We start from the raw sequence: 23,118 nt of genomic DNA, 5'->3' as shown, positions 1-23,118 counted from the left end.
TCCCTTACTTTAGTCTTCTAATAGCAAACCAAACAGCGTTATTTTTACATAACCTTGCATCAATCACATATGGGTAATTTGATTAAAATTCGAGATATTATTAGAGATTTTCCATTAGGAAACGAAATTGTACACGTACTTAAAGGTATTGATCTTGATATAGATAAAGGAGAATATGTAGCATTTATGGGACCTTCTGGTTCTGGAAAATCTACACTAATGAATCTTTTGGGATGCCTTGACACTCCTACTTCTGGCACATACATTCTTAATAATCGTGACGTAAGTAGTATGTCTGATGATGAGCTAGCAGATGTACGTAACACCGAGATAGGTTTTGTTTTCCAAACTTTTAATTTACTTCCTCGTACTACAGCACTAGACAATGTTGCATTACCTATGGTTTATGCAGGAAGTTCAAAATCAGATCGTCATAAACGAGCTGAAGAAGTTCTCACAGATGTAGGTCTAGCAGATCGTATGGATCATAAACCTAATCAACTTTCTGGAGGGCAACGCCAACGTGTTGCTGTAGGAAGAGCTTTAGTTAATAAACCTTCTATCATACTTGCCGATGAGCCTACAGGAAATTTAGATTCAAAAACTTCTGTAGAAATCATGGCTCTATTTGATGAAATCCACGCTGCTGGTAATACTGTGATTCTAGTAACACACGAAGAAGAAATTGCAGAACACGCACATCGTGTGATACGTTTACGTGATGGAATCATAGAAAGTGACGTACGTAATAGGTAAATGATACAGCATCTATTTTAATTTTTATTTGTTTTTGCTTTCGCGAAAGCGATATCTCTCTGCGTAACATTCTTACAAATTATAATAGATAAAATATCTCACATTTTAAGAATCCATATTTGTAATTTGTCCCTTATGGCAGTATCTTCATCACATAGAATATAGCTATATGGAATTTTTTGACTCACTATCCAATACCACTCAAATCTTTGTTGTTTTTATAGGTCTTGCCATTTTATTTATACTCGTCTTTTTTAATAATAAAAAAAATAAGGATAAATTATACCACCGCAAACGACGTAACTTTAAGGATAATTATAATGCAAAGAAAAAAACCAAAGAGTAAAAAAGATGTTTGGAGCTGTAATAGCAATGGCAATAGGCGCTATATTTTTAATTAGGAATATACGTAGCGCTAAGAAAGAAATAAAAGACTGGGAGGATAATAAAAATAATAAATGATAGCGACACTAGTACAGATCACAAAAAAGGATCACCTCACATGAAGATATATACAAAAACTGGAGATAAAGGAACAACAGCACTTTTTGGAGGAACTCGTGTTCCTAAACATCACATACGTATAGATAGTTACGGAACCATAGATGAGTTAAATTCACATATAGGATTGATACGTGACCAGGATATTGATCCTAGAAGTAAAGAAATTTTAGTTCATATTCAAGATAGGCTCTTTACAGTAGGTGCTGTACTTGCAACAGACCCAGAAAAAATGACCTTAAAAAATGGAAAAGATCGTTTAAATATTCCTCGTGTAGATGAAGAAGACATCACACTTCTAGAAACAGAGATGGACAGTATGAATGATCATTTACCTCCTATGACTCATTTTGTTCTTCCTGGCGGTCACACTACAGTGTCATATTGTCACATTGCACGCTGTGTATGTAGAAGAGCAGAGCGTTTAGCAACGGCACTCTTTGATATAGAGCCATTTGACGAATACACTTTAAAGTATCTTAACCGACTATCTGACTATCTTTTTGTGCTGGCACGGAAGTTGTCCCACGATCTACAAGCAGACGAGATCAAATGGATCCCGAAAAAAATAGAATAAGAGAATGCCCTGCTAAAAAATTACGCAAAACGACACTAAAAAGTACCAATAATAAAAAGTTTCGCAATGCCTCTGATACACACGTTCTTAAATTTATTTTGAAATAATCGTCATTTCACTTGGTTTTCTGCTTAGAAAAATTATTTTTGCACAAAATTTAAAAACATATTTTACTATGTACTGGACTTTAGAACTAGCTTCGTACTTAAGTGATGCACCTTGGCCGGCAACAAAAGATGAATTGATCGATTACGCGATTAGAACAGGAGCACCTCTGGAAGTAGTTGAAAATCTACAAGCAATTGAAGACGAAGGAGATTCTTACGATTCAATCGAAGAGATTTGGCCAGATTATCCCTCTGATGAGGATTATCTCTGGAACGAAGATGAATATTAATAAAACATTACGTTAAAACACTATAAAAAGTCTCGCTCAGAGGCTTTTTTTTTGAGTAAATTTGATGTTTGTAAAATACATATAACACCGACATACATTATGGGATTATTAGATAACGTATTAAAGATGTTTGTAGGCGATAAGTCTAAGCAAGACGTAAGCGTCATTACACCTATCGTAGACAAAATAAAGTCATTTGAGAAAAATTTAGAAAATATTTCTCTAGATGAGTTACGCGCAAAAACAATAAACTTCAAAAAACAACTTGCAGATTCTTTACAAGATGTACATGATAGAATGGCAAATCTACAATCTGAGGCAGAGGCCACAGAAGATATAGATCATCGTGAAGAAATATATACGCAAATAGATGCATTAAAAGACGAAGCTTATACAGTATCTGAAAAAACGTTAAGTGATATTCTTCCAGAAGCATTTGCTGTTGTTAAGGAAACTGCAAAACGTTTTACAAATAATGCAACACTAGAAGTAACTGCTTCAGAGTATGATCGCACATTAAGTGGTTCTAAAGACTACATAACATTAGAAGGCGATAAAGCAATCTGGTCAAATAGTTGGGACGCCGCAGGAAAACAAGTTACTTGGGACATGATCCATTATGATGTACAACTTATTGGAGGAGTTGCAATGCACCAAGGAAAAATTGCTGAGATGCAAACTGGAGAAGGTAAAACACTCGTTGCGACCTTACCAGTATATCTGAATGCTCTTACTGGAAATGGTGTACACCTTGTTACTGTAAACGACTACTTAGCAAAGCGTGATAGTGCTTGGATGGCACCTATATTTCAATTTCACGGCCTTACGATAGACTGTATTGATTATCACAGACCAAACAGCCCTGAGCGTCGTGCTGCATATGCTGCAGATATTACGTATGGAACAAACAATGAGTTTGGTTTTGATTATTTACGTGATAATATGGCCCATGCTCCTGGCGATCTTGTACAACGTCCTCATAATTATGCTATCGTAGATGAAGTAGATTCTGTACTTGTAGATGATGCTCGTACACCTTTAATTATTTCTGGACCTGTTCCTAAAGGAGATATCCATGAATTTGACGCATTAAAACCTCAAATTGAAAAACTTGTTTCATTACAACGTCAACAATTAGTAGGTACACTTGCTGAAGCAAAAAAACTAATCGCCTCTGGCGATACTAAAGAAGGAGGTATACAACTATTACGTGTATATCGTGGTCTTCCAAAAAACAAAGCACTTATCAAATATCTAAGTGAAGAAGGAATACGTCTATTATTACAAAAGACAGAAAACTTCTACATGCAAGATAACAATCGTGAGATGCCAAAAATCGATGAAGAATTATTCTTTACAATTGATGAAAAGAATAATCAAATTGAACTTGCAGATCGCGGTATAGAATATTTATCTGGATCTGATGATCCTAATTTCTTTGTGATGCCAGAAATGGGTATAGAAATTTCTAAGATTGAAGAAAAAGGATTGACTCCTGAAAATGAAGCAGAAGAAAAAGAAGAGCTTTTCCGTGAGTTTAGTGTAAAATCTGAACGAATCCACACTATGAATCAATTACTTAAAGCGTACACGCTTTTTGAAAAAGATACAGAATATGTTGTGATGGAGAATAAAGTAATGATTGTAGATGAGCAGACTGGACGTATCATGGACGGTCGTCGTTATAGTGATGGACTACACCAAGCGATTGAAGCAAAGGAAAATGTAAAAATTGAAGATGCTACTCAAACTTTTGCTACCGTAACATTACAAAACTACTTCCGTATGTATCGTAAATTATCTGGTATGACAGGTACAGCGGTAACAGAAGCGGGTGAATTATGGGAAATCTATAAACTTGATGTAATAGAAATTCCGACTAACAGACCCATCGCTCGTAAAGACAGAGATGATCTTGTTTATAAAACAAAACGTGAGAAGTACAATGCCGTTATAGAAGAAGTAACAGAACTTTCTAATGCTGGAAGACCTGTACTTATAGGAACAACTTCTGTAGAGATTTCTGAACTATTAAGCCGTATGCTTACCATACGTAAAGTTCCTCATAACGTACTGAATGCAAAACTTCACAAAAAAGAAGCAGATATTGTAGCCGAAGCTGGAAATGCAGGTATTGTAACCATTGCAACAAACATGGCCGGTCGTGGTACCGATATTAAACTTTCTGATGAAGTAAAAGCTGCAGGAGGTCTTGCTATTGTAGGTACAGAACGTCATGATTCTCGTCGTGTAGATAGACAGTTACGTGGTCGTTCTGGACGTCAAGGAGATCCAGGAAGTTCGCAATTTTATGTATCTCTAGAAGATAACTTAATGCGCCTTTTTGGAAGTGAACGTATCGCAAAAATGATGGACCGTATGGGTCTTAAAGAAGGTGAAGTTATCCAACACGGTATGATTTCAAAATCGATAGAGCGTGCTCAGAAGAAAGTAGAAGAAAACAATTTTGGTGTTCGTAAGCGATTACTAGAATATGATGATGTGATGAATGCGCAACGTGAAGTAGTATATAAACGTCGTCGTCACGCATTACACGGAGAGCGTTTACGCGTAGATCTTGCAAACATGATCTATGATACCTCTGAAGTTATTGTAGAGTCTAATAAGCAAGCACAGGACTATAAAAACTTCGAGTTTGAGTTGATTCGTTACTTCTCAATGAGTAGCCCTGTCTCTGAAGCCGATTTTGGAAGTCTTTCTTCAAAAGTATTAACAGACAAGGTTTATCATGCAGCATTTGATCATTATAAAGACAAAATGACACGCAATGCAGATCTTGCAATGCCAATTATACAACGTGTATACGAAGACCCTGCTAGTAACTTTGAGCGCATAGTCGTTCCATTTACAGACGGGACTAAAGAATTACGCGTAATTACAAATCTGAAAGAAGCATACGACTCTGGAGGAAAGCAACTAGTTACTGATTTTGAAAAAAATATTACACTAGCGATTATTGATGATGCATGGAAAACACATCTACGTAAAATGGATGAGTTAAAGCAAAGTGTACAACTTGCTGTACACGAGCAAAAAGATCCTTTATTAATTTATAAGTTTGAAGCATTTGAACTTTTTAAAGCTAGAATAGATAAAGTAAACAAGGAAGTTATTTCATTCTTATTTAAAGGAGAAATCCCTCAAGGAAATCAGCAACAAGTATCAGACGCAGGACAAACACGTCGTCCTAAAGAAAATTTGGAAACTTCAAAAGAAGAAATTCCAAATATGGATGAGCGTTCTGCCCAATCAAGAGCTGCTGGAAATACACAACCTCAACAGCAAGTTACAGAAACAATAGTGCGAGATCGTCCAAAAATAGGCCGTAATGATCGCGTTACTATTAAAAATGTAATGAGTGGAGAAAACAAAGAGGTAAAATACAAACAAGCAGAACCTCTCATTGCCAAAGGACAATGGGTACTTGTTGAAGAATAAAAAACCTATAACGTATTTACAAATAAAAAACGGCGAACTGAAAAGTTCGCCGTTTTTTATTCTACCATTCTTTTTCAATCTCTGATGTATAATTTGTAATTTAACCGTCGATGAATACAAACGACACTATACAGATTCAAAACTACAGTAACGGAGCATATAAAAATCCACAATCTAATGCTTGGATTGACAATTATGAACCTGCCTCTGGAAAGATATACGGGAAAATACCTAATAGTAATGCGCAAGATATTCAGGAGGCGGTAGCTTTCGCGAAAGCGGCATTCCCCTCTTGGTCACAAACAACTATTGACGAACGAAGTCGTATCTTATTAAAGATTGCAGACGGTATAGAATCTCGACTTCAAGAACTCGCCGAAGCAGAGAGTAGAGATAATGGAAAACCTATAAGCCTTGCAAAAAGCGTAGATATCCCTAGAGCTGCATCCAACTTTAGGTTTTTTGGAAATGCCATTACCCAATTTGCATCAGAAAGTCACGAGAGTGTAGGACATAATGCTATTAATTTTACGCTACGCAAACCTATTGGAATTGTAGGTTGTATAAGTCCTTGGAACCTTCCGTTATATTTATTTACTTGGAAAATCGCTCCAGCGATTGCTGCTGGTAATTGTGTCGTTGCAAAACCATCAGAAGTGACACCCATGACTGCCTATCTTCTGGGAGAAATCTGTACAGAAGCTGGACTACCACCTGGAGTTTTAAATATTATTCACGGTTTAGGAACGACAACTGGGCAAGCAATTTTAGAACATAAAGATATCAAAGCCATTAGCTTTACAGGAGGCACAAAAACTGGAGAACATATTGCTAGAACTTGTGCTCCAAAATTTAAAAAACTTTCTTTAGAATTAGGTGGAAAAAATCCTAACCTCATTTTTGCCGATTGTGATTATGACCTTATGCTTAATACAACCGTGCGTTCTTCGTTTGCAAATCAAGGACAAATATGCCTTTGTGGGAGTCGCATTTTTGTAGAGAGAACGATCTATGACACATTCAAAAGAGATTTTGTAGCACGTGTTAAGGATCTTATTGTAGCACATCCCGCTTCCGCGAAAGCAAACTTAGGAGCATTAGTTTCCAAATCTCACCTAGAAAAAGTACAATCCTATATAGCTCAAGCACCAGATGAAGGAGGTACTATACTTTGCGGAGGAAATCAAGTTACTATAGAAGGGTCTGAAGATGGTTATTATTTAGAACCTACTGTCATAGAAGTACAAAGTAATTCTTGCAAATTAAACCAAGAAGAAATTTTTGGGCCTGTTGTAACGATCATGCCATTTGACACCGAAGAGGATGCCTTATCATTTGCAAATGATGTAACCTATGGCCTTTCTGCAACACTTTGGACAAAAGACTTAAACAGAACAATGCGACTAAGTAATACATTACAAGCTGGAATTGTTTGGGTAAACACTTGGATGATGCGTGATTTACGAACTCCTTTTGGAGGTGTAAAAGCTAGTGGTGTAGGACGCGAAGGTGGTTTTGAAGCATTGCGTTTTTTTACAGAACCAAAAAACATTTGTATAAAATACACATAGTAAAAATAATAGAAACACATCATAGATATTCTGAAAAAAAGAAAACCCATTGATTTATTTACATCAGTCTATTTCTTACTTACCAAGTATATTAAAAAAATCACCTAAAGTTATTTTCCGCATATAATTTTGAATAATATTTCGACTTACTCTATATAAAAAATAGTATGGAAGATATTTTAAATGAAGGCGAAAAAACAGTTCAACGATTAGCAGGTGTAGAAAAAGAAGGAGCCCGAGTAGCTCGACTAGCTATAAAAAATAGAATAACACCTGGCCTTTTCCCTTATATCCAAGGGTTGCCTATGGCGTTTGTAGGAAGTACTGATGCAAAAGGGCAACTCTGGTCATCACTATTAATAGGAGAAGTAGGTTTTATAGAAGTACCACATATGCACGAAGTATGTTTTCATCGTTCCAAAATTCAAAGTACAGCTTCAGACATTTTTTTTAAAAATATTACAGAGCGCCCTGAAATAGGCATTATGTTTAAAGACCCCTCACAACGTATTCGTTACAGAGTCAATGGTATTGTTACTGAAGTCTCAGAAGATAGTATTCGTATTAAAGTAGTAGAAGCCTATGGAAATTGTCCAAAATATATACAAGCTAGAAAACTATTAGAAATAAAAAATCTTCCTGAGTCAACTCAAACTATTTTTAAGGATGATGTTTTGGGGGCAAAAGAAAAAGACTGGATACGCAAAGCTGACACATTTTACATTGCTACACGTAGTCTAGATGGTCGTGCAGACGCTTCCCACAGAGGAGGTAATCCTGGTTTTGTAGAAATCCTGTCTGATGGTACTTTTAAAATTCCAGATTATTATGGCAACAATATGTTTAATAGCCTAGGAAATATATATGAAAACCCAAATACAGGTTTACTCTTTGTCGATTTTGAGACAGGTGCTACACTACAACTCAGTGGTAAAGGAAAAATTCTCTTTGATCAAACTACCTCAAACGACATGAAAAAAACGGGAGATACAGGAAGATTTTGGCTTTTTACACCAGAACAATGGATTCACACCAAACAACATCATCAAGCAAAATGGGATTTCATACAGTACTCTCCTTTTAATCCATAAATCACATATTAAAAGGTCATAAGGCTTGAATATATCCGTATATAGATTAACTTATTTTTGTTTAAATAATTGACTCATATATAATTTTATTAGACTCTTTAAAATATAGTTTTATTTCAATTAAAGATTCATATACCTTTACATTTATAAAATGTAGTATACTCGTTTAGTGTACAAATCTTATTATACTGTTATATATGAATTTACATCTTACCCATAAAAATGCATTAGTTTGCGGAAGCACTGCTGGAATTGGAAAAGCAACAGCTATGATACTTGCTCAAGAAGGAGCGCATGTAACATTAGTTGCTCGTAGTGAAGACAAACTAAAAAGCGTTCTATCTGAACTTCCAAATGATGGATCACAAACACATAGTTATGTTATTGCTGATTTTACAAACCCTCAACAAGTAGCTCAAGCTGTTTCAGAAATTAAAAACTTATATCATATTCTTATAAATAATACTGGAGGACCTCCTGGAGGTGCTATAGTGGATGCAGATGTTACCGCTTTCGCGAAAGCGTTTACACAACATTTACAAACCAATCATCTTCTCGTCCAGACTGTTATTCCTGGAATGAAAGAGCTTGGATATGGAAGAATTATAAATGTAATCTCCACATCAGTAAAACAGCCTCTAGACGGTCTTGGTGTAAGTAACACAATACGTGGAGCCGTTGCAAACTGGAGCAAAACACTGGCAAATGAGTTAGGCTCTTTTGGAATTACAGTAAATAATGTACTTCCTGGCGCTACCGCTACAGGTCGACTTTCTGAAATCATAGAAAATAAAGCTAAAAAAACAGGAAAAACTATAGAAGAAATTCAAGCACTTATGCAAAATGCTTCCCCTGCAAAACGCTTTGCTCAACCAGAAGAAGTAGCGAGTGCCATTACATTTTTGGCAAGTGAAAAAGCAAGCTATATTAATGGAATCAATGTACCCGTAGATGGAGGACGTACAAAGTCTCTTTAAAACACTTCTTGTCTTTACATTTTGTATTTTTATAAACTAACTAACATCATTTCTACAATTGTAGAAAACATATATGAAAAAACTACGTATTAACGGACATTCACACTTACTTCCCTATCCGGAAGAGATTCCTCAATTCATGAAAGACAAAGGCATTTTTTGGGTTGACAAAGACCGAAAATTTATGTTACAAAAAAACTGGAGTCGCCCTGTGACAGATTCTAGTTTCTTCTTACATGAGAAATTAGAGTGGATGGAACGTAATAATGTAGATCATGCAGTAGTACTTAACCTTTCTCAACTTTACGGTAATGGACTACGTTTAGAAGAGATGAAGCAAGCTTTAAAATTTCAAAATGATTTTAACGCTCGTGTTCAAAAAGAGCATCCATCAAAATTTACAACAGGATTTGTAGTGCATCCAGGATTTGTGCGTGGTGCATTGTGGGAAATAGAACGTTGTGTCGAAGTGCTTGGTATGGATTTACTATGCCTTCCTACACACTACATGGATACTATTGGAACTTGGCGTTGTATTTTTGATGAAGAAAATGAACCCATCTTTGAACTAGCTAGCAAGTATAATCTCGCCGTAGAAATTCATCCATATGATGGAGAAAAATTTATAAAATTAGAAAATACGAATTGGCGTTTCCATTTAATATGGATGCTAGCACAATGTGCAGACGCGTATCATTTTTTAACCTTAAATGGATATGCAGATAAATACCCTGGTATGCGTGTTTGTTTTGCACATGGAGGACAACTAGCTCAAATAAATTTGGGAAGGCGTATTCAAGGATTTGATGGACGTCCAGATCTTTTTGAAGGGAAGTCACATCCTAGAAAATCTGTAGGACATCCTAACATCTTTTTTGACACACTAGTACACGATACAAACTCCTTAAAATTAGTTATAGAAAATCAAGGAAGCAGTCAGGTATTGATGGGACTTGATGACCCATATCCTTTAGGAGAGATGGAGAGTGACTCTCAAAGTAGCTATCCTGGTAAGATACTTGATCTCGCTTTAGAACGAGAAATCATAAATGCTACAGAATACGATCAGATATGGGATGACAATGTAGTACAATGGTTGTATGGAAACGATGAAAAAAAGAAAGAAGCTTTTAAGAAAAGAATCATGGGGAAATAACAGAAGCTGGTTACTCTTTCTAAAATTATACCCACATAAATAACAATATGCATTTCTTACCAGAAAATATAGACGAATATGTTGTTGCGCATTCTGCTCAAGAACCTGAGTACCTCTATAATCTTACTCGCGAAACTTATCAAAAAATATTACAACCTCGTATGCTTTCTGGCCCATACCAAGGACGTGTATTAAGTATGATTTCAAAATTGATAAGACCCAAAGCTATCCTCGAGATTGGAACTTTTACCGGTTATAGTGCTTTATGCCTTGCCGAAGGAGTACACGAAGATGGCATTCTACATACTATTGATATAAAAGAAGAACTTGTTGATTTTCAAAAGAAGCATTTTGATGCTTCCCCGTATGCAAAAAACATACAACAACATTTGGGACTTGCATTAGACATTATTCCTAATCTAGATATAAGGTTTGATCTTGTTTTTATAGATGCAGATAAAAGCAATTATATCAACTATTTTCATGCAATTATTGACAAAATGAATCCAAATGGCATCATACTTTCTGATAATGTTCTCTGGAGCGGAAAAGTCGTAGAACCATTACAAGAAAAAGACATAGACACAAAGACACTTCTAGAATACAACAAACTTCTTAATGAAGATATAAGACTAGAAACGGTACTACTTCCCATTAGAGATGGCTTAACAGTAAGTAGGGTACTTTAATCTTATAGATAACAAATAGAAAGAGCCTTACAAAATTGTAAGGCTCTTTCATAATTAGGTTAGGAACAAAATGTATTATTGAACTGCTTGTAAAGCATCTATATTACCATAACCAAACGTATTACTTTTATTTCCATAGAAATCAGATGATTGTCTCATTCTATTAAGTACTTGCGTTCTACTCCAATTAGGGTATTTTGCCCATACTAAGGCAGCAATTCCAGCCGTCGTAGCTGTAGCCACAGAAGATCCTCCTACATAATCATTATCGCCTGAGTTAAATCCTAAAACTGCTGCTGTTCTGTCTCGATTATTATCACGCTCCATCATAATTGTAAATTCGATTTGTGGACCACTATGACACGTATCACATCTCGTATAATTATTAGAATCTGTCACTCCAGTTACAGCAATCGCTTCAGACATACTTGCTGGAAATATTACTGGGTATGCGTTTGTTATTGTTGTCGATGTTCCACCGGCTGCAAAAATTAACTTCCCTCTATTATGAGCATACCGTACCGCATCTCTAACGTTTCCTATTGTCCAAAGATATCCTACAGACATGGAAATAATTTGTACATCATTTCTATCACCTAAAGCTCTTAATGCATTAGATACTCCTTTACGCTCATGGTAGTCATTCAATAAAACATCTGCAGTTCCTCTATAGGAAACTAAATTTGCATCATAGGCTACACCTACAGGTCTATTGTTATTATTTCGAGGCGCGGTAGCAGTAGCAGTCATACTAGTTCCATGTCCACATTTATCATTGGGTCCATCTAGGTTATTAGACCACCACCAAACTGAATCTATATAAGTTCCATACTTCTCTACAGTACGATTATTAATAGACATTCCATCTCCAAAATCAGCATTTAGTAATGGTTGATTAGGAGAAATTCCTGTATCAATTACACCTATAGTTGCACCTGCTCCTGTACTTTCTCCCCATGCTTGAGTAATATTATGATTATCAAAAGTCCAAGATACTAAAGCTCCTGGAGCGATTGTTCTATAATCATTTGTATTTAATGTAGATCCTGACATATCGCAACCACTTGAAGAACGGTTTTGTACTTCTGCTCCAGATTGTGACTGTATTGTAAAGAAAGAATACCCATTAGGTTCAAGGTATCTCACATTTGGCATTGCTTTTAAATCTCGTATAGATTCAAGTGTAGTAATCCGAAGATCTATTACATTAAGAATATCATCACTAAGGTATTTTAATTCTTTTCTAGTTTGTCCTTCTGAAGCAGCTACTGTAGCAATAATCTCATTTTGTATTCCTTCAAGACGACTGTCCTTTCCTTCTCTAAAACTTTCACCTTTACTACCATAACCTACTGTAATCATCTCACTTCCATGTACAGCTGCACTCCAAAGTACATTTGCAGCTACTTCGTCCCAAGAAAATGTGCCATTTTTATAAAGTGATTGATCTATAATAGTATTTATCTCTTCAATCGTTAAGAATGCATCAGACTCTTGTTCTGTAAGTAATGCGTTTTCTTCAATAATTGTAGATGTAATGACTTCATCGTTTGTACAAGAAGTAAAAGCAAGTACTATTATCCCTGCTAAAAAGGTCAGTGTTTTTTTCATGTTTCTTTGGTTAATTAGTTCGCTTCTAATATACTAAAAAATCATAATCATTATGCACGCATAGTATTAATTTTGTAAAAAAATTGCCAATAAATTTACAATTACACATAAATACACACTAAAACTTACGAAGTACCTAATGCAAAATCTGTATAGATCACCATAGTTTACCTACATTTTATTATAAAAAGAAAAGTCTAGAATCGATTACGTAGTAGTTTCCAAGCGGTCATTCCAAGTAATGTTCCTACAATCGCGCCTATTACTAAATCTCCGGGGTAATGTACTCCTACAAAAACTCTACTTATGGCAAATAGTAATGGCCATATAAAAAGGAGCCAAATCCATTTAGTATGAGATTTTAAAACAAGAACGATAAAAACTGTAATTGCAAATGAGACTGCCGAGTGTCCTGAGAAAAAACTAAAATCAGTATTGTTTTGTAATACCCTTACTAAACCATCAAGTTCTGGCGTATTACTAGGTCGAAGTCTTGTTACAGTATTCTTTACAATGGTAGTTATTGCTAGCGTGCATCCCGTTAAGATAAATGTAAAAAGGGTAGCTAGTAGGGCACGCTTTCGCGAAAGCGTTTTCCAAAATAAAATAAAGAAAATCACATATAATGGAATCCAATTTTCTATACGTGTCACTAGCAACCAGAACGTATCCCAATTTCCAGTATTTAATCCATTAAGGTATAGAAAGAGTTCTTTATCCCATTCGATAATTTGATCCATTAAAACTGTCGTTTAATAGGTCCTGTAATATCATTGAGGTCTTCTTTTGCCTTATCTATTTCTTTCTTGATGTCTTTTGTCACATCAATATCAATACCTTGTTTTTCGGCGCTTTTGGTAATCTCACTTTTAATATCATTAGTTGCATCTTTTAAAGTGCGCATTCCTTTACCAAGACCTCTAGCTATCTCAGGCACTTTATCTGCACCAAAAACCATAATCACTATAAAAATAATGAAGGCAATCTCAGTACCGCTTATAAATAATGGAAGTGTAACCATAATGCAAAGATAGGAATTGTTGTTTGTTGTACCTTATATATTGTTTTCTGTTTTTAAGGAATCTACCAAAAAAATAGCCAACTATAATAGTTGGCTATTTTTTGATACACATTTTAGGTATAATGTAATGAATATATTATCCTTTTACATTCTCTTTAAACTTTTGAAACTTGCCAAGTTTTTTTGCTTTAGGCCAGCTGTTATTATCTGTATCGATATCTGCAGTTTCTAGATCTGGATCTATCGTAACTTTTACAATCTCTTTATCCGAAGCGATCGCTTTACTAACTTCACTATCATTCTTACGCCAGACTTGCGCTGGATAAGTTACTTTATCTTTTGTTCCGTCTGCATATTCATATTCTACTATAATCGGCATTGGGATTCCTCCTGGCTTCTCAAAAACGATTTTATATAAATGCTTAGGCTCATTAATCTTTGCACGCTCCTCTGGAGTAAAATTATCCATTAAGTATTCCTTAAGAGTTGGCGAGTTTTCCATCATAGATTTTCCTTTAAGAGCAGGATCAAAATCTTCACTATCTTCATCTACTACATAAATAGCTTCGATGGTACTAGGGTCTGTTACTCCAAAACGAGCAAGCATTTCCTTTCCTTCTTTTGTTACTTTATCAGTAATATAATATGATTTTACTTCTTTTACTCCTATATCGACATGCTCTGTACTATAAAACCATCCTCTCCAGTACCAATCAAGGTCTACAGCTGATGCATCTTCCATAGTTCTAAAGAAATCTTCTGGTGTGGGATGCTTAAACATCCATCTTTGAGAATATGTTTTGAAAGCATGATCAAATAACTCAGGTCCCATAATAGTCTCTCTTAAGATATTAAGTGCTGTTGCAGGTTTACCATAAGCATTATTACCAAGTTGGTATACATTCTCAGGGTTAGACATAATTGGAGAAATAAAATCTTGATTCCCCTTCATATAATTTACAATTTTAGAAGGTGCACCTCTTCGAGATGGATATGCTTTATTGTTACCTATTGCATTTGGAAAGTTTTCTCCAAATTCTTGCTCTGTAAGATATTGCATAAAAGTATCTAATCCTTCATCCATCCATCCCCACTGACGCTCATCACTATTTACAATCATAGGGAAATAGTTATGTCCTACTTCATGTATAATTACAGAAATCATCCCATACTTTGTACGATCACTATACGTTCCATCCTCATTTGGACGTCCATAATTCCAACATATCATAGGGTATTCCATTCCTTGACCTTTAGCATGTACTGAAATTGCCTTTGGATATGGATAATCAAATGTAAATTTAGAATACGTTTCTAATGTTTGTACTATTGCCTTTGTAGAATACTCTTCCCATAATGGATTACCTTCTGGTGGATATATAGAAATTGCCATCACATCACGTTCTGGAAAACGAACAGCTTGTGCATCCATAATATATCTACGTGATGATGTAAAAGCAAAATCACGCACATTTTGAGCTTCTAGTTTCCAAGTCTTTGTTTTTGTTGAATTTCCAGTTGCTATTTGTTCTGCCTCTGCTTGCGTACGAATAATTACTGGTGCATCATATGACTTTTTTGCTCTTTCCCAACGCTTATACTCTTCTTTGCTGTAAACGTCTTTTAAGTTTGTAATCTCTCCTGTACCATCTAGTAAATGATCTGCAGGTACTGTAATATTTACTTCGTAATCTCCAAATGGTAATGCAAATTCTCCATTCCCCCAAAATTGATAATTTTGCCATCCTTCTACATCATTGTAAACAGCCATTCTTGGAAAAAACTGTGCAATAATATATCCATTATTACCATCATTATAAATTTCATATCCAGAGCGAGCTCTATTTATTGTATGATTAGGAATATTATAATCCCATTGGATAGAAAATTCAAAAGACTCTCCTGATTTTAACGCCGTTGGCATATCTACACGCATCATTGTAAAATTAACCGTGTGCTTTAAAGGTTTACCATTTGCTGTTACTTGATTTACATTAAACCCTCCATCAAAAGGTTCTGACATATAACTAGACACAAAAGTTCCTGGCTGACTTACAGCTCCTACGCCTCCTCCATTTTTCTCTTTTGCAGGAGAATCACTTGCACGTACATTTTGATCTAATTGTACCCATAAGTATTCAAGATCATCTGGCGAATTATTTTTATACGTGATTGTCTCATATCCTGTAATACGTTGCTTCGCATCATCAAGTTGGATATCCATTTTATAATCTGCCTCATTCTGGTAGTACTCATGTCCTGGAGCTCCAGAAGCTGTACGATAAGAATTAGGAGTAGACATTTCATTGTAGAGTTGTCTAAATTTATTTCCATTCTCATGTCCTCCTTCACGCTCTTCCTCTTGAGCATACCCTAAGGATACAGATAAGAATAATATCGCGCATAGCGCGTACTTAAAACGAATCATAGTATAGTATAATTAAATTAAGCCCCTAAAATAGCCAAACCTCGAGTTTTTTAGGAATCTATTCTGAAAAATTTAACACAGCTTTAGCATTACCGTCTATAAGTAAAAGACTTTTCTTTTTGCCTAGAATATTTGTGTGTACCATATTCTTTTGTTCAGAAAACGCATCCATGAGTATGGTATTCTCAATTTCAATGGTTTGTAAAGATGATATCTCTGTCACTTCTATATAACAAACAACATAATCATCTTCATACTCTTTACCTAAATAAGTAAGTACTCCTTCCTCTCCATTAATGGAAATTTTCATTTTACGAGTAAGGTATTTCTTTATATACGTATCTAGTTTTTTTTGATCTGCAGTCGCATCTACAATGATCTTTTCATCATAACGTTCTCTCAAAACATCTTCTAAGTCATCATAAAAAACACGTGTAATAATTTGTAATGAAGCAGCTTCTTCATCATAGGTAATATCTGTAACACTAAGATAATATTTATGCATTGTAAAAGACATAAACACAAAAATGGATGTTACTGCAATAAGAAGGTGTCGTTTTTTCATTAGTCAATATTAATTACGCTTTCGCGAAAGCGTACTCTTAAAATAAAATTGTAATATAATATGATTTGTATATCATAGCATTTTTCAAAAAATATGCCATTATTCTTTTTCTCGCTCCTTTAATTCAAGATATCCTTTTGATTTCTCCATCATAAATTCAAAAAGACCCAAAGCATTATCAGTATCTACAAAGGCTTTTGCATCTTTATCTTCAAACACATAGTACACGAAATCTTCTATAAGATCTTCGGGTATATTCAAGTTTTTCATATAAATAGTATCCGAAATACGATATCTACTTTCTTGTACAATTTTTTGAAAACGAGATACTTCAATATGTTTTTTAAGCATTTTAAGCCTTCCAGTAATAGAATTAATAAGTCCATCTAAAGGAATTCCTCCAGAGCTAGAAATCGCAGTATGATACCTTCGTTCTTCTATGGTACGTTTTGGAGCTGTATTTTCTGGAATGCCTAATTGCCCAGCAGTAACTTCTTTTTTAAATTGCGTTCCCCTAATATCTTTATTTAAATTCCCAGTAAGATCTATATTACTAATATTTACATTATCCAACTCTGTAATCTTAGGAATGAGATATAAAGAAATTCTTTTACGATTATACATCGTTTGGTTTACGACAAATTGTCTAGACTCGTATTGAACAGCACTTATATTGATCGTATCATTTACTCTAGCTTTGATTCTAAAAAAACCATTCGCATCTGTAGTAGTTCCTGCTTTCAAAGAAATATTAACCACTGTAAGTTGTGCTCTATCAATAGTATCATTAAGTATTTGCCCTTCCAATTGTATTGATTTTTGAGCATACGTTATTGAACTCAACATCAAAAAACAACACACAAAACAGCCTAAGATTTTATTCATTTTTTATATTCTTTTTTAATACTCCTTCTTTTTCTTTTAAATGTAAATACTTTTTTGATTTAGTAAGCATATAATCTAATAATTCTATGGCATTTTTGTCATCCTCACTTCCTTCTTTCTTTTTTTCTTCAAAAACAAAATATACAAAATCTTCAATGAGTTCTTCAGGAATATTAAGAGATTTCATATAAAGTGAGTCGGAAAACTTTTCTCTAGCTTTCTCTACCTTTATTTGAAAACGAGCCGTCTTCAAATGTCTCTTATACATTTTTGCTTGACCATTAATTGCCATAATCAAAGCTCCAAATGCTCCTGCTCCACCTACACTAGTACTATATAACCTTCGTTCTTCAGGAGTAAAAGGCGCATGCGCATTTACTGGAAGCCCTATACTTGCTGCAGTAATCTCTTTTTTAAGAGGTGTATTTAAAATATCCCTCCGTAAATTTCCAGTAAGATCTATATTACTTATTTTAACTTCATCTAATACATTAATCTTTGGTACTAGATACAAAGAAACCTCTCTTTTATCATACATCTTCTGTGTAACTACAAATTGTCTAGACTCATAGTGTACAGCACTTATATTTATGGTATCCTGTACTTTTACCGAAATTTCAAAAATACCAGCTTCATTTGTTATAGCTCCTTTTTTTAAGCTAATATTAACGACAGTAAGCGAAGCTTTTTCTATAGAATCATTAAGGATTTGACCACGAAGCACAATAGCTCCTTGCCCTATGGCAGAAGTGGTTAATAATAAAGAAAAAAAGAGTAGTAGTTTATGCATACGTCATTAGTTATATCAAAGAAACATTTTCGTATGCCATGAAAAACTTAATGCGCCTATAAACTTTTGTTAATTGAAGATCAATACTTACTTTTAAAAATTAACAGGATATCACTTCACATTTGGAGTCAACATACAAACCAATATCGTCCATGTCTAAAAATCTGATTATTGCAAGTACATCTACAATACACGGAAGTGGTTATTTAGAATATATATTACCAGAATTAGAAATACTTTTTGATTCAACTCAAGAAATTTTATTTATCCCATATGCGAGACCTGGAGGAATATCACATGAGAGATACACAGAAATTGTAGCCAAGGCATTTAAAAAAATTAATAAAGAGATTATAGGCATTCATACATACGATGATCCCATACAAGCTGTAGAAAATGCAAAAGGCATATTTACAGGTGGAGGCAATACATTTGTTTTAGTAAACCAATTATACAAAACAGATGTGATGCCAACACTACGTAAAAGAATATATGAAGGAATCCCATATTTAGGAACGAGTGCTGGAAGCAATATCTGTGGATTAACTATGCAAACTACAAACGATATGCCTATTACATATCCTCCTAGTTTCAAAACATTAGGTATTGTCCCTTTTAATATTAATCCACACTATTTAGACCCTATAGAAAACAGTACCCACATGGGAGAAACGCGTCAAACTAGAATCAAAGAATTCCATGCGCATAACACCTTACCTGTTGTTGGTTTACGAGAGGGAAGTTGGTTACATGTTCAAGGTGAAACTATACAACTCAAAGGTAACCCTACTGCTCGTATATTTAAAAAAGACAAGTCTCCTTACGAAATCAAACAGGGTAGCTATTTAGAGTTTTAATTTTTTGCTTTCGCGAAAAAAACCAATACCCTACCACAAAGTATATATCTTAATTTTTTCAAACTCAAGCACAAAAAAAGGCTTTGTATTTTACAAAGCCTTTTGAGCGGGAGACCGGGTTCGAACCGGCGACATTCAGCTTGGAAGGCTGACGCTCTACCAGCTGAGCTACTCCCGCTGGTTAAGCGGTGGCAAAAATATGCATTTTTATCAAACTGAAAAAATTTATTTTTAAAAATGATAGTTCCCTATTTTAATATTAATAAAAATAGTGCATTTCATCGATACAAACATTCGTTTCGTCTATATTTTTGAATCTCAAAATTTATAAAACCCTACTTTTCAGTCAATTATTATATTTATAAAAATCATTTTTACGGTAACCCCATTATATCTGTAATACAAAACCTCATATGAATAAAAAAATTATTTTATTTATGATATTACTTAGCTCTATAAGTAGTATCGCTCAAATAAAAATTGGAAACAATCCAAATAGCATAGACAACAACTCTCTTCTAGAACTAGAAAGCACTTCTAAAGTTCTTGTGATTACACGGGTAACAAATACTCAAATGAATGTGATTACTCCACTTGCTGGTGCTATGGTGTATAATACTGACGAAAATTGCGTTTTTCAGTACAACGGAATCAATTGGACAAGTCTTTGTAATATTGATAATGCTCCTACCCTAGTAGATAATCAAGATGGTACCTACACATTTACAAATATATTAGGAGAAACAATCATTATAGATACAAATGCGACATCAAGTCCATACAATAATGCGAATTCTGGACTAAACGCAACAAATGTTCAAGACGCTATAGACGAAATTATTGCTAATGATCTTGATACAGATCCCACAAACGAATTACAAACATTTTCTATAGATGGAACAGAATTAACCTTAAGTAATGGAGGTGGTACAATAATATTACCCACATCAGAAGGACCACAAGGTGATGTTGGACCACAGGGACCAGCTGGAAATGATGGTGCGAACGGTGCTGATGGTGCTGACGGAATAAATGGAACCGATGGAGCTGACGGTGCACAAGGGCCACAAGGTGATGTTGGACCGCAAGGACCAGCAGGAAACGATGGTGCAAACGGTGCTGATGGTGTAGACGGAATAAATGGAACTGACGGTGTACAAGGACCACAAGGTGATGTTGGACCACAAGGACCAGCAGGAAACGATGGTGCGAACGGAACTGATGGAATTGACGGAATAAATGGAGTGGATGGAGCCGACGGTGCACAAGGACCACAAGGAGATGTTGGACCACAAGGACCAGCTGGAAATGATGGTGCGAACGGTGCTGATGGAACTGACGGAATAAATGGAGCCGACGGTGCACAAGGACCACAAGGTGATGTTGGACCACAAGGACCTGCAGGGAACAATGGTGCGAACGGTGCTGATGGTGCTGACGGAATAAATGGAACTGATGGAGCCGACGGTGCACAAGGACCACAAGGTGATGTCGGACCACAAGGACCAGTAGGAAACGATGGTACAAACGGTGCTGATGGTGTAGACGGAATAAATGGAACTGACGGTGTACAAGGACCACAAGGTGATGTTGGACCACAAGGACCAGCTGGAAATGATGGTGCGAACGGTACTGATGGTGCTGACGGAATAAATGGAACCGATGGAGCTGACGGCGCACAAGGACCACAAGGTGATGTTGGACCTCAAGGACCTGCAGGAAACGATGGTGCGAACGGAGCTGATGGTGTTGACGGAATAAATGGAGCCGACGGCGCACAAGGACCACAAGGTGATGTTGGACCACAAGGACCAGCTGGAAATGATGGAGCCAACGGAGCAGATGGTACTGATGGAATAAATGGAGCCGATGGTGCACAAGGACCACAAGGTGATGTTGGACCGCAAGGTGATGTTGGACCGCAAGGACCGGCAGGAAATGATGGTGCGAACGGTGCTGATGGTACTGACGGAATAAATGGAACTGATGGAGCCGACGGTGCACAAGGACCACAAGGTGATGTTGGACCACAGGGACCAGCAGGAAACGATGGTACAAACGGTGCTGACGGAATAAACGGAGCTGATGGTGTTGACGGAATAAATGGAACTGATGGAGCCGACGGTGCACAAGGACCACAAGGTGATGTTGGACCACAAGGACCTGCAGGAAATGATGGAGCCAACGGAGCAGATGGTACTGACGGAATAAATGGAACCGATGGAGCACAAGGGCCACAAGGTGATGTTGGACCGCAAGGACCAGCAGGAAACGATGGTGCGAACGGAGCTGATGGAGCTAACGGAATAAATGGAGCTGACGGAGCACAAGGACCGCAAGGTGATACTGGACCGCAAGGACCTGCAGGAAATGATGGTGCGAACGGAGCTGATGGTGTTGACGGAATAAATGGAGCTGACGGTGCACAAGGACCACAAGGTGATGTTGGACCACAAGGACCAGCAGGAAATGATGGTGCAAACGGTGCTGATGGAGCTAACGGAATAAATGGAACCGATGGAGCTGACGGTGTACAAGGACCACAAGGTGATACTGGACCGCAAGGACCAGCAGGAAACGATGGTGCAAACGGTGCTGATGGAGCTAACGGAATAAATGGAGCCGATGGAGCTGACGGCGCACAAGGACCGCAAGGAGATGTTGGACCGCAAGGACCTGCAGGAAATGATGGCGCGAACGGAGTTGATGGTGCTGACGGAATAAATGGAACTGATGGTGCACAAGGACCGCAAGGTGATGTTGGGCCGCAAGGACCAGCAGGAAATGATGGTGCAAACGGAGCTGATGGAACTGACGGAATAAATGGAGCCGACGGTGCACAAGGACCACAAGGTGATGTTGGACCGCAAGGACCAGCAGGAAACGATGGTGCAAACGGTGCTGATGGAACTGACGGAATAAATGGAACCGATGGAGCCGACGGTGCACAAGGACCGCAAGGTGATGTTGGACCGCAAGGACCGGCAGGAAATGATGGTGCGAACGGAGCTGATGGTACTGACGGAATAAATGGAACGGATGGAGCCGACGGTGCACAAGGACCACAAGGTGATGTTGGACCGCAAGGACCAGCAGGAAACGATGGTGCGAACGGAGCTGATGGAGCTAACGGAATAAATGGAACTGATGGAGCCGACGGTGCACAAGGACCACAAGGTGATACTGGACCGCAAGGACCAGCAGGTAACGATGGTGCAAACGGAGCTGATGGTGCGGATGGAGCTGACGGAATAAATGGAACGGATGGAGCCGACGGTGCACAAGGGCCACAAGGTGATGTTGGACCGCAAGGACCAGCAGGAAACGATGGTGCAAACGGTGCTGATGGAACTGACGGAATTAATGGAGCCGATGGCGCACAAGGACCTCAAGGTGATGTTGGACCGCAAGGGCCAGCTGGAAATGATGGAGTCAACGGAGCAGATGGTACTGACGGAATAAATGGAACGGATGGAGCCGACGGCGCACAAGGACCACAAGGTGATATTGGACCTCAAGGACCTGCAGGAAACGATGGTGCGAACGGTGCTGATGGTGCTGATGGAATAAATGGAACTGATGGAGCCGACGGTGCACAAGGACCACAAGGTGATGTTGGACCACAAGGACCAGCAGGAAACGATGGTGCAAACGGAGCAGATGGAGTTGACGGAATAAATGGAGCTGACGGAGCACAAGGACCGCAAGGTGATACTGGACCGCAAGGACCTGCAGGAAATGATGGTGCGAACGGAGCTGATGGTGTTGACGGAATAAATGGAGCTGA

19 protein-coding genes and 1 tRNA gene are annotated in these 23,118 nt (G+C 37.0%); 12 read left to right on the top strand and 8 right to left on the bottom strand.

Annotation, left to right across the window (positions count from 1 at the left end; all coding sequences use genetic code 11):
• The first annotated feature begins 69 nt into the window (after positions 1-69).
• From ABJD27_RS01885 to ABJD27_RS01840, 10 genes are all read left to right on the top strand, one after another.
• Complete coding sequence (locus ABJD27_RS01885) at positions 70-756, top strand: ABC transporter ATP-binding protein (RefSeq protein ID WP_348166077.1); 687 nt, start codon at positions 70-72, stop codon at positions 754-756.
• A gap of 169 nt (positions 757-925) precedes the next feature.
• A complete protein-coding gene (locus tag ABJD27_RS01880; RefSeq protein ID WP_348166074.1) occupies positions 926-1,102 on the top strand; it encodes a hypothetical protein in 177 nt (58 codons plus the stop codon).
• 156 nt (positions 1,103-1,258) lie between these two features.
• The gene (locus tag ABJD27_RS01875; protein ID WP_348166071.1) at positions 1,259-1,834 is read left to right on the top strand and encodes a cob(I)yrinic acid a,c-diamide adenosyltransferase; all 576 of its coding nucleotides are present in this window, start codon (positions 1,259-1,261) and stop codon (positions 1,832-1,834) included.
• 175 nt (positions 1,835-2,009) lie between these two features.
• Positions 2,010-2,231 carry a DUF2795 domain-containing protein gene (locus ABJD27_RS01870; RefSeq protein WP_013751528.1) on the top strand — a complete coding sequence of 74 codons (222 nt, stop codon included), beginning with the start codon at positions 2,010-2,012 and terminating at the stop codon, positions 2,229-2,231.
• Positions 2,232-2,330: 99 nt separating this feature from the next.
• Positions 2,331-5,690, top strand: coding sequence for a preprotein translocase subunit SecA (secA, locus tag ABJD27_RS01865; protein WP_348166068.1), 3,360 nt, complete (start codon positions 2,331-2,333; stop codon positions 5,688-5,690).
• A 110-nt stretch (positions 5,691-5,800) separates the two neighbouring features.
• Positions 5,801-7,261, top strand: coding sequence for an aldehyde dehydrogenase (locus ABJD27_RS01860; RefSeq protein WP_348166065.1), 1,461 nt, complete (start codon positions 5,801-5,803; stop codon positions 7,259-7,261).
• Between the two features lie 167 nt (positions 7,262-7,428).
• On the top strand, positions 7,429-8,352 hold the full coding sequence (locus tag ABJD27_RS01855) for a pyridoxamine 5'-phosphate oxidase family protein (RefSeq protein WP_348166062.1): 924 nt from the start codon (positions 7,429-7,431) through the stop codon (positions 8,350-8,352).
• 197 nt (positions 8,353-8,549) lie between these two features.
• On the top strand, positions 8,550-9,329 hold the full coding sequence (locus tag ABJD27_RS01850; protein ID WP_348166059.1) for an SDR family oxidoreductase: 780 nt from the start codon (positions 8,550-8,552) through the stop codon (positions 9,327-9,329).
• A gap of 73 nt (positions 9,330-9,402) precedes the next feature.
• The gene (locus ABJD27_RS01845; protein WP_348166056.1) at positions 9,403-10,485 is read left to right on the top strand and encodes an amidohydrolase family protein; all 1,083 of its coding nucleotides are present in this window, start codon (positions 9,403-9,405) and stop codon (positions 10,483-10,485) included.
• A gap of 47 nt (positions 10,486-10,532) precedes the next feature.
• Positions 10,533-11,174: an O-methyltransferase gene (locus ABJD27_RS01840; RefSeq protein ID WP_348166053.1), complete on the top strand. Its 642-nt coding sequence runs from the start codon at positions 10,533-10,535 to the stop codon at positions 11,172-11,174.
• 75 nt (positions 11,175-11,249) lie between these two features.
• Here ABJD27_RS01840 and ABJD27_RS01835 read toward each other — a convergent pair whose 3' ends face one another.
• The 7 genes from ABJD27_RS01835 to ABJD27_RS01805 form a co-directional block, all read right to left on the bottom strand.
• Positions 11,250-12,785, bottom strand: coding sequence for a S8 family serine peptidase (locus tag ABJD27_RS01835; RefSeq protein ID WP_348166050.1), 1,536 nt, complete (start codon positions 12,783-12,785; stop codon positions 11,250-11,252).
• Between the two features lie 197 nt (positions 12,786-12,982).
• On the bottom strand, positions 12,983-13,525 hold the full coding sequence (locus ABJD27_RS01830) for a phosphatase PAP2 family protein (RefSeq protein WP_348166048.1): 543 nt from the start codon (positions 13,523-13,525) through the stop codon (positions 12,983-12,985).
• Entirely contained in the window at positions 13,525-13,806 is a 282-nt protein-coding gene (locus tag ABJD27_RS01825; protein ID WP_348166045.1) for a twin-arginine translocase TatA/TatE family subunit, read from the bottom strand. Before ABJD27_RS01825 ends, ABJD27_RS01830 begins: the two co-directional genes overlap by 1 nt.
• 136 nt (positions 13,807-13,942) lie before the next feature.
• A complete protein-coding gene (locus ABJD27_RS01820) occupies positions 13,943-16,234 on the bottom strand; it encodes a M1 family metallopeptidase (RefSeq protein ID WP_348166042.1) in 2,292 nt (763 codons plus the stop codon).
• Between the two features lie 58 nt (positions 16,235-16,292).
• Positions 16,293-16,799, bottom strand: a complete 507-nt coding sequence (locus ABJD27_RS01815; protein ID WP_348166039.1) for a DUF6702 family protein — start codon at positions 16,797-16,799, stop codon at positions 16,293-16,295.
• A 99-nt stretch (positions 16,800-16,898) separates the two neighbouring features.
• The gene (locus ABJD27_RS01810; RefSeq protein ID WP_348166036.1) at positions 16,899-17,684 is read right to left on the bottom strand and encodes a carboxypeptidase-like regulatory domain-containing protein; all 786 of its coding nucleotides are present in this window, start codon (positions 17,682-17,684) and stop codon (positions 16,899-16,901) included.
• A complete protein-coding gene (locus ABJD27_RS01805; protein WP_348166033.1) occupies positions 17,677-18,474 on the bottom strand; it encodes a hypothetical protein in 798 nt (265 codons plus the stop codon). The genes ABJD27_RS01810 and ABJD27_RS01805 overlap by 8 nt, the downstream gene beginning before the upstream one ends.
• Positions 18,475-18,626: 152 nt before the next feature.
• Here ABJD27_RS01805 and pepE point away from each other — a divergent pair, with 152 nt between their 5' ends.
• Entirely contained in the window at positions 18,627-19,331 is a 705-nt protein-coding gene (gene pepE / locus ABJD27_RS01800; protein WP_348166030.1) for a dipeptidase PepE, read from the top strand.
• 105 nt (positions 19,332-19,436) lie between these two features.
• Here pepE and ABJD27_RS01795 read toward each other — a convergent pair.
• A tRNA-Gly gene (locus ABJD27_RS01795) sits at positions 19,437-19,509 on the bottom strand.
• Positions 19,510-19,744: 235 nt separating this feature from the next.
• Between ABJD27_RS01795 and ABJD27_RS01790 the strand changes: the two genes are divergently transcribed.
• Positions 19,745-23,118: hypothetical protein (locus tag ABJD27_RS01790; protein ID WP_348201992.1), on the top strand; the 3,374-nt coding region annotated here is incomplete at its 3' end.

The organism is Dokdonia sp. (assembly GCF_039945015.1).
In the GTDB taxonomy this organism is placed as follows: domain Bacteria; phylum Bacteroidota; class Bacteroidia; order Flavobacteriales; family Flavobacteriaceae; genus Dokdonia.
Note: the sequence above shows the minus strand (reverse complement) of the source record. Positions and strands in the feature narration are given on the sequence as shown.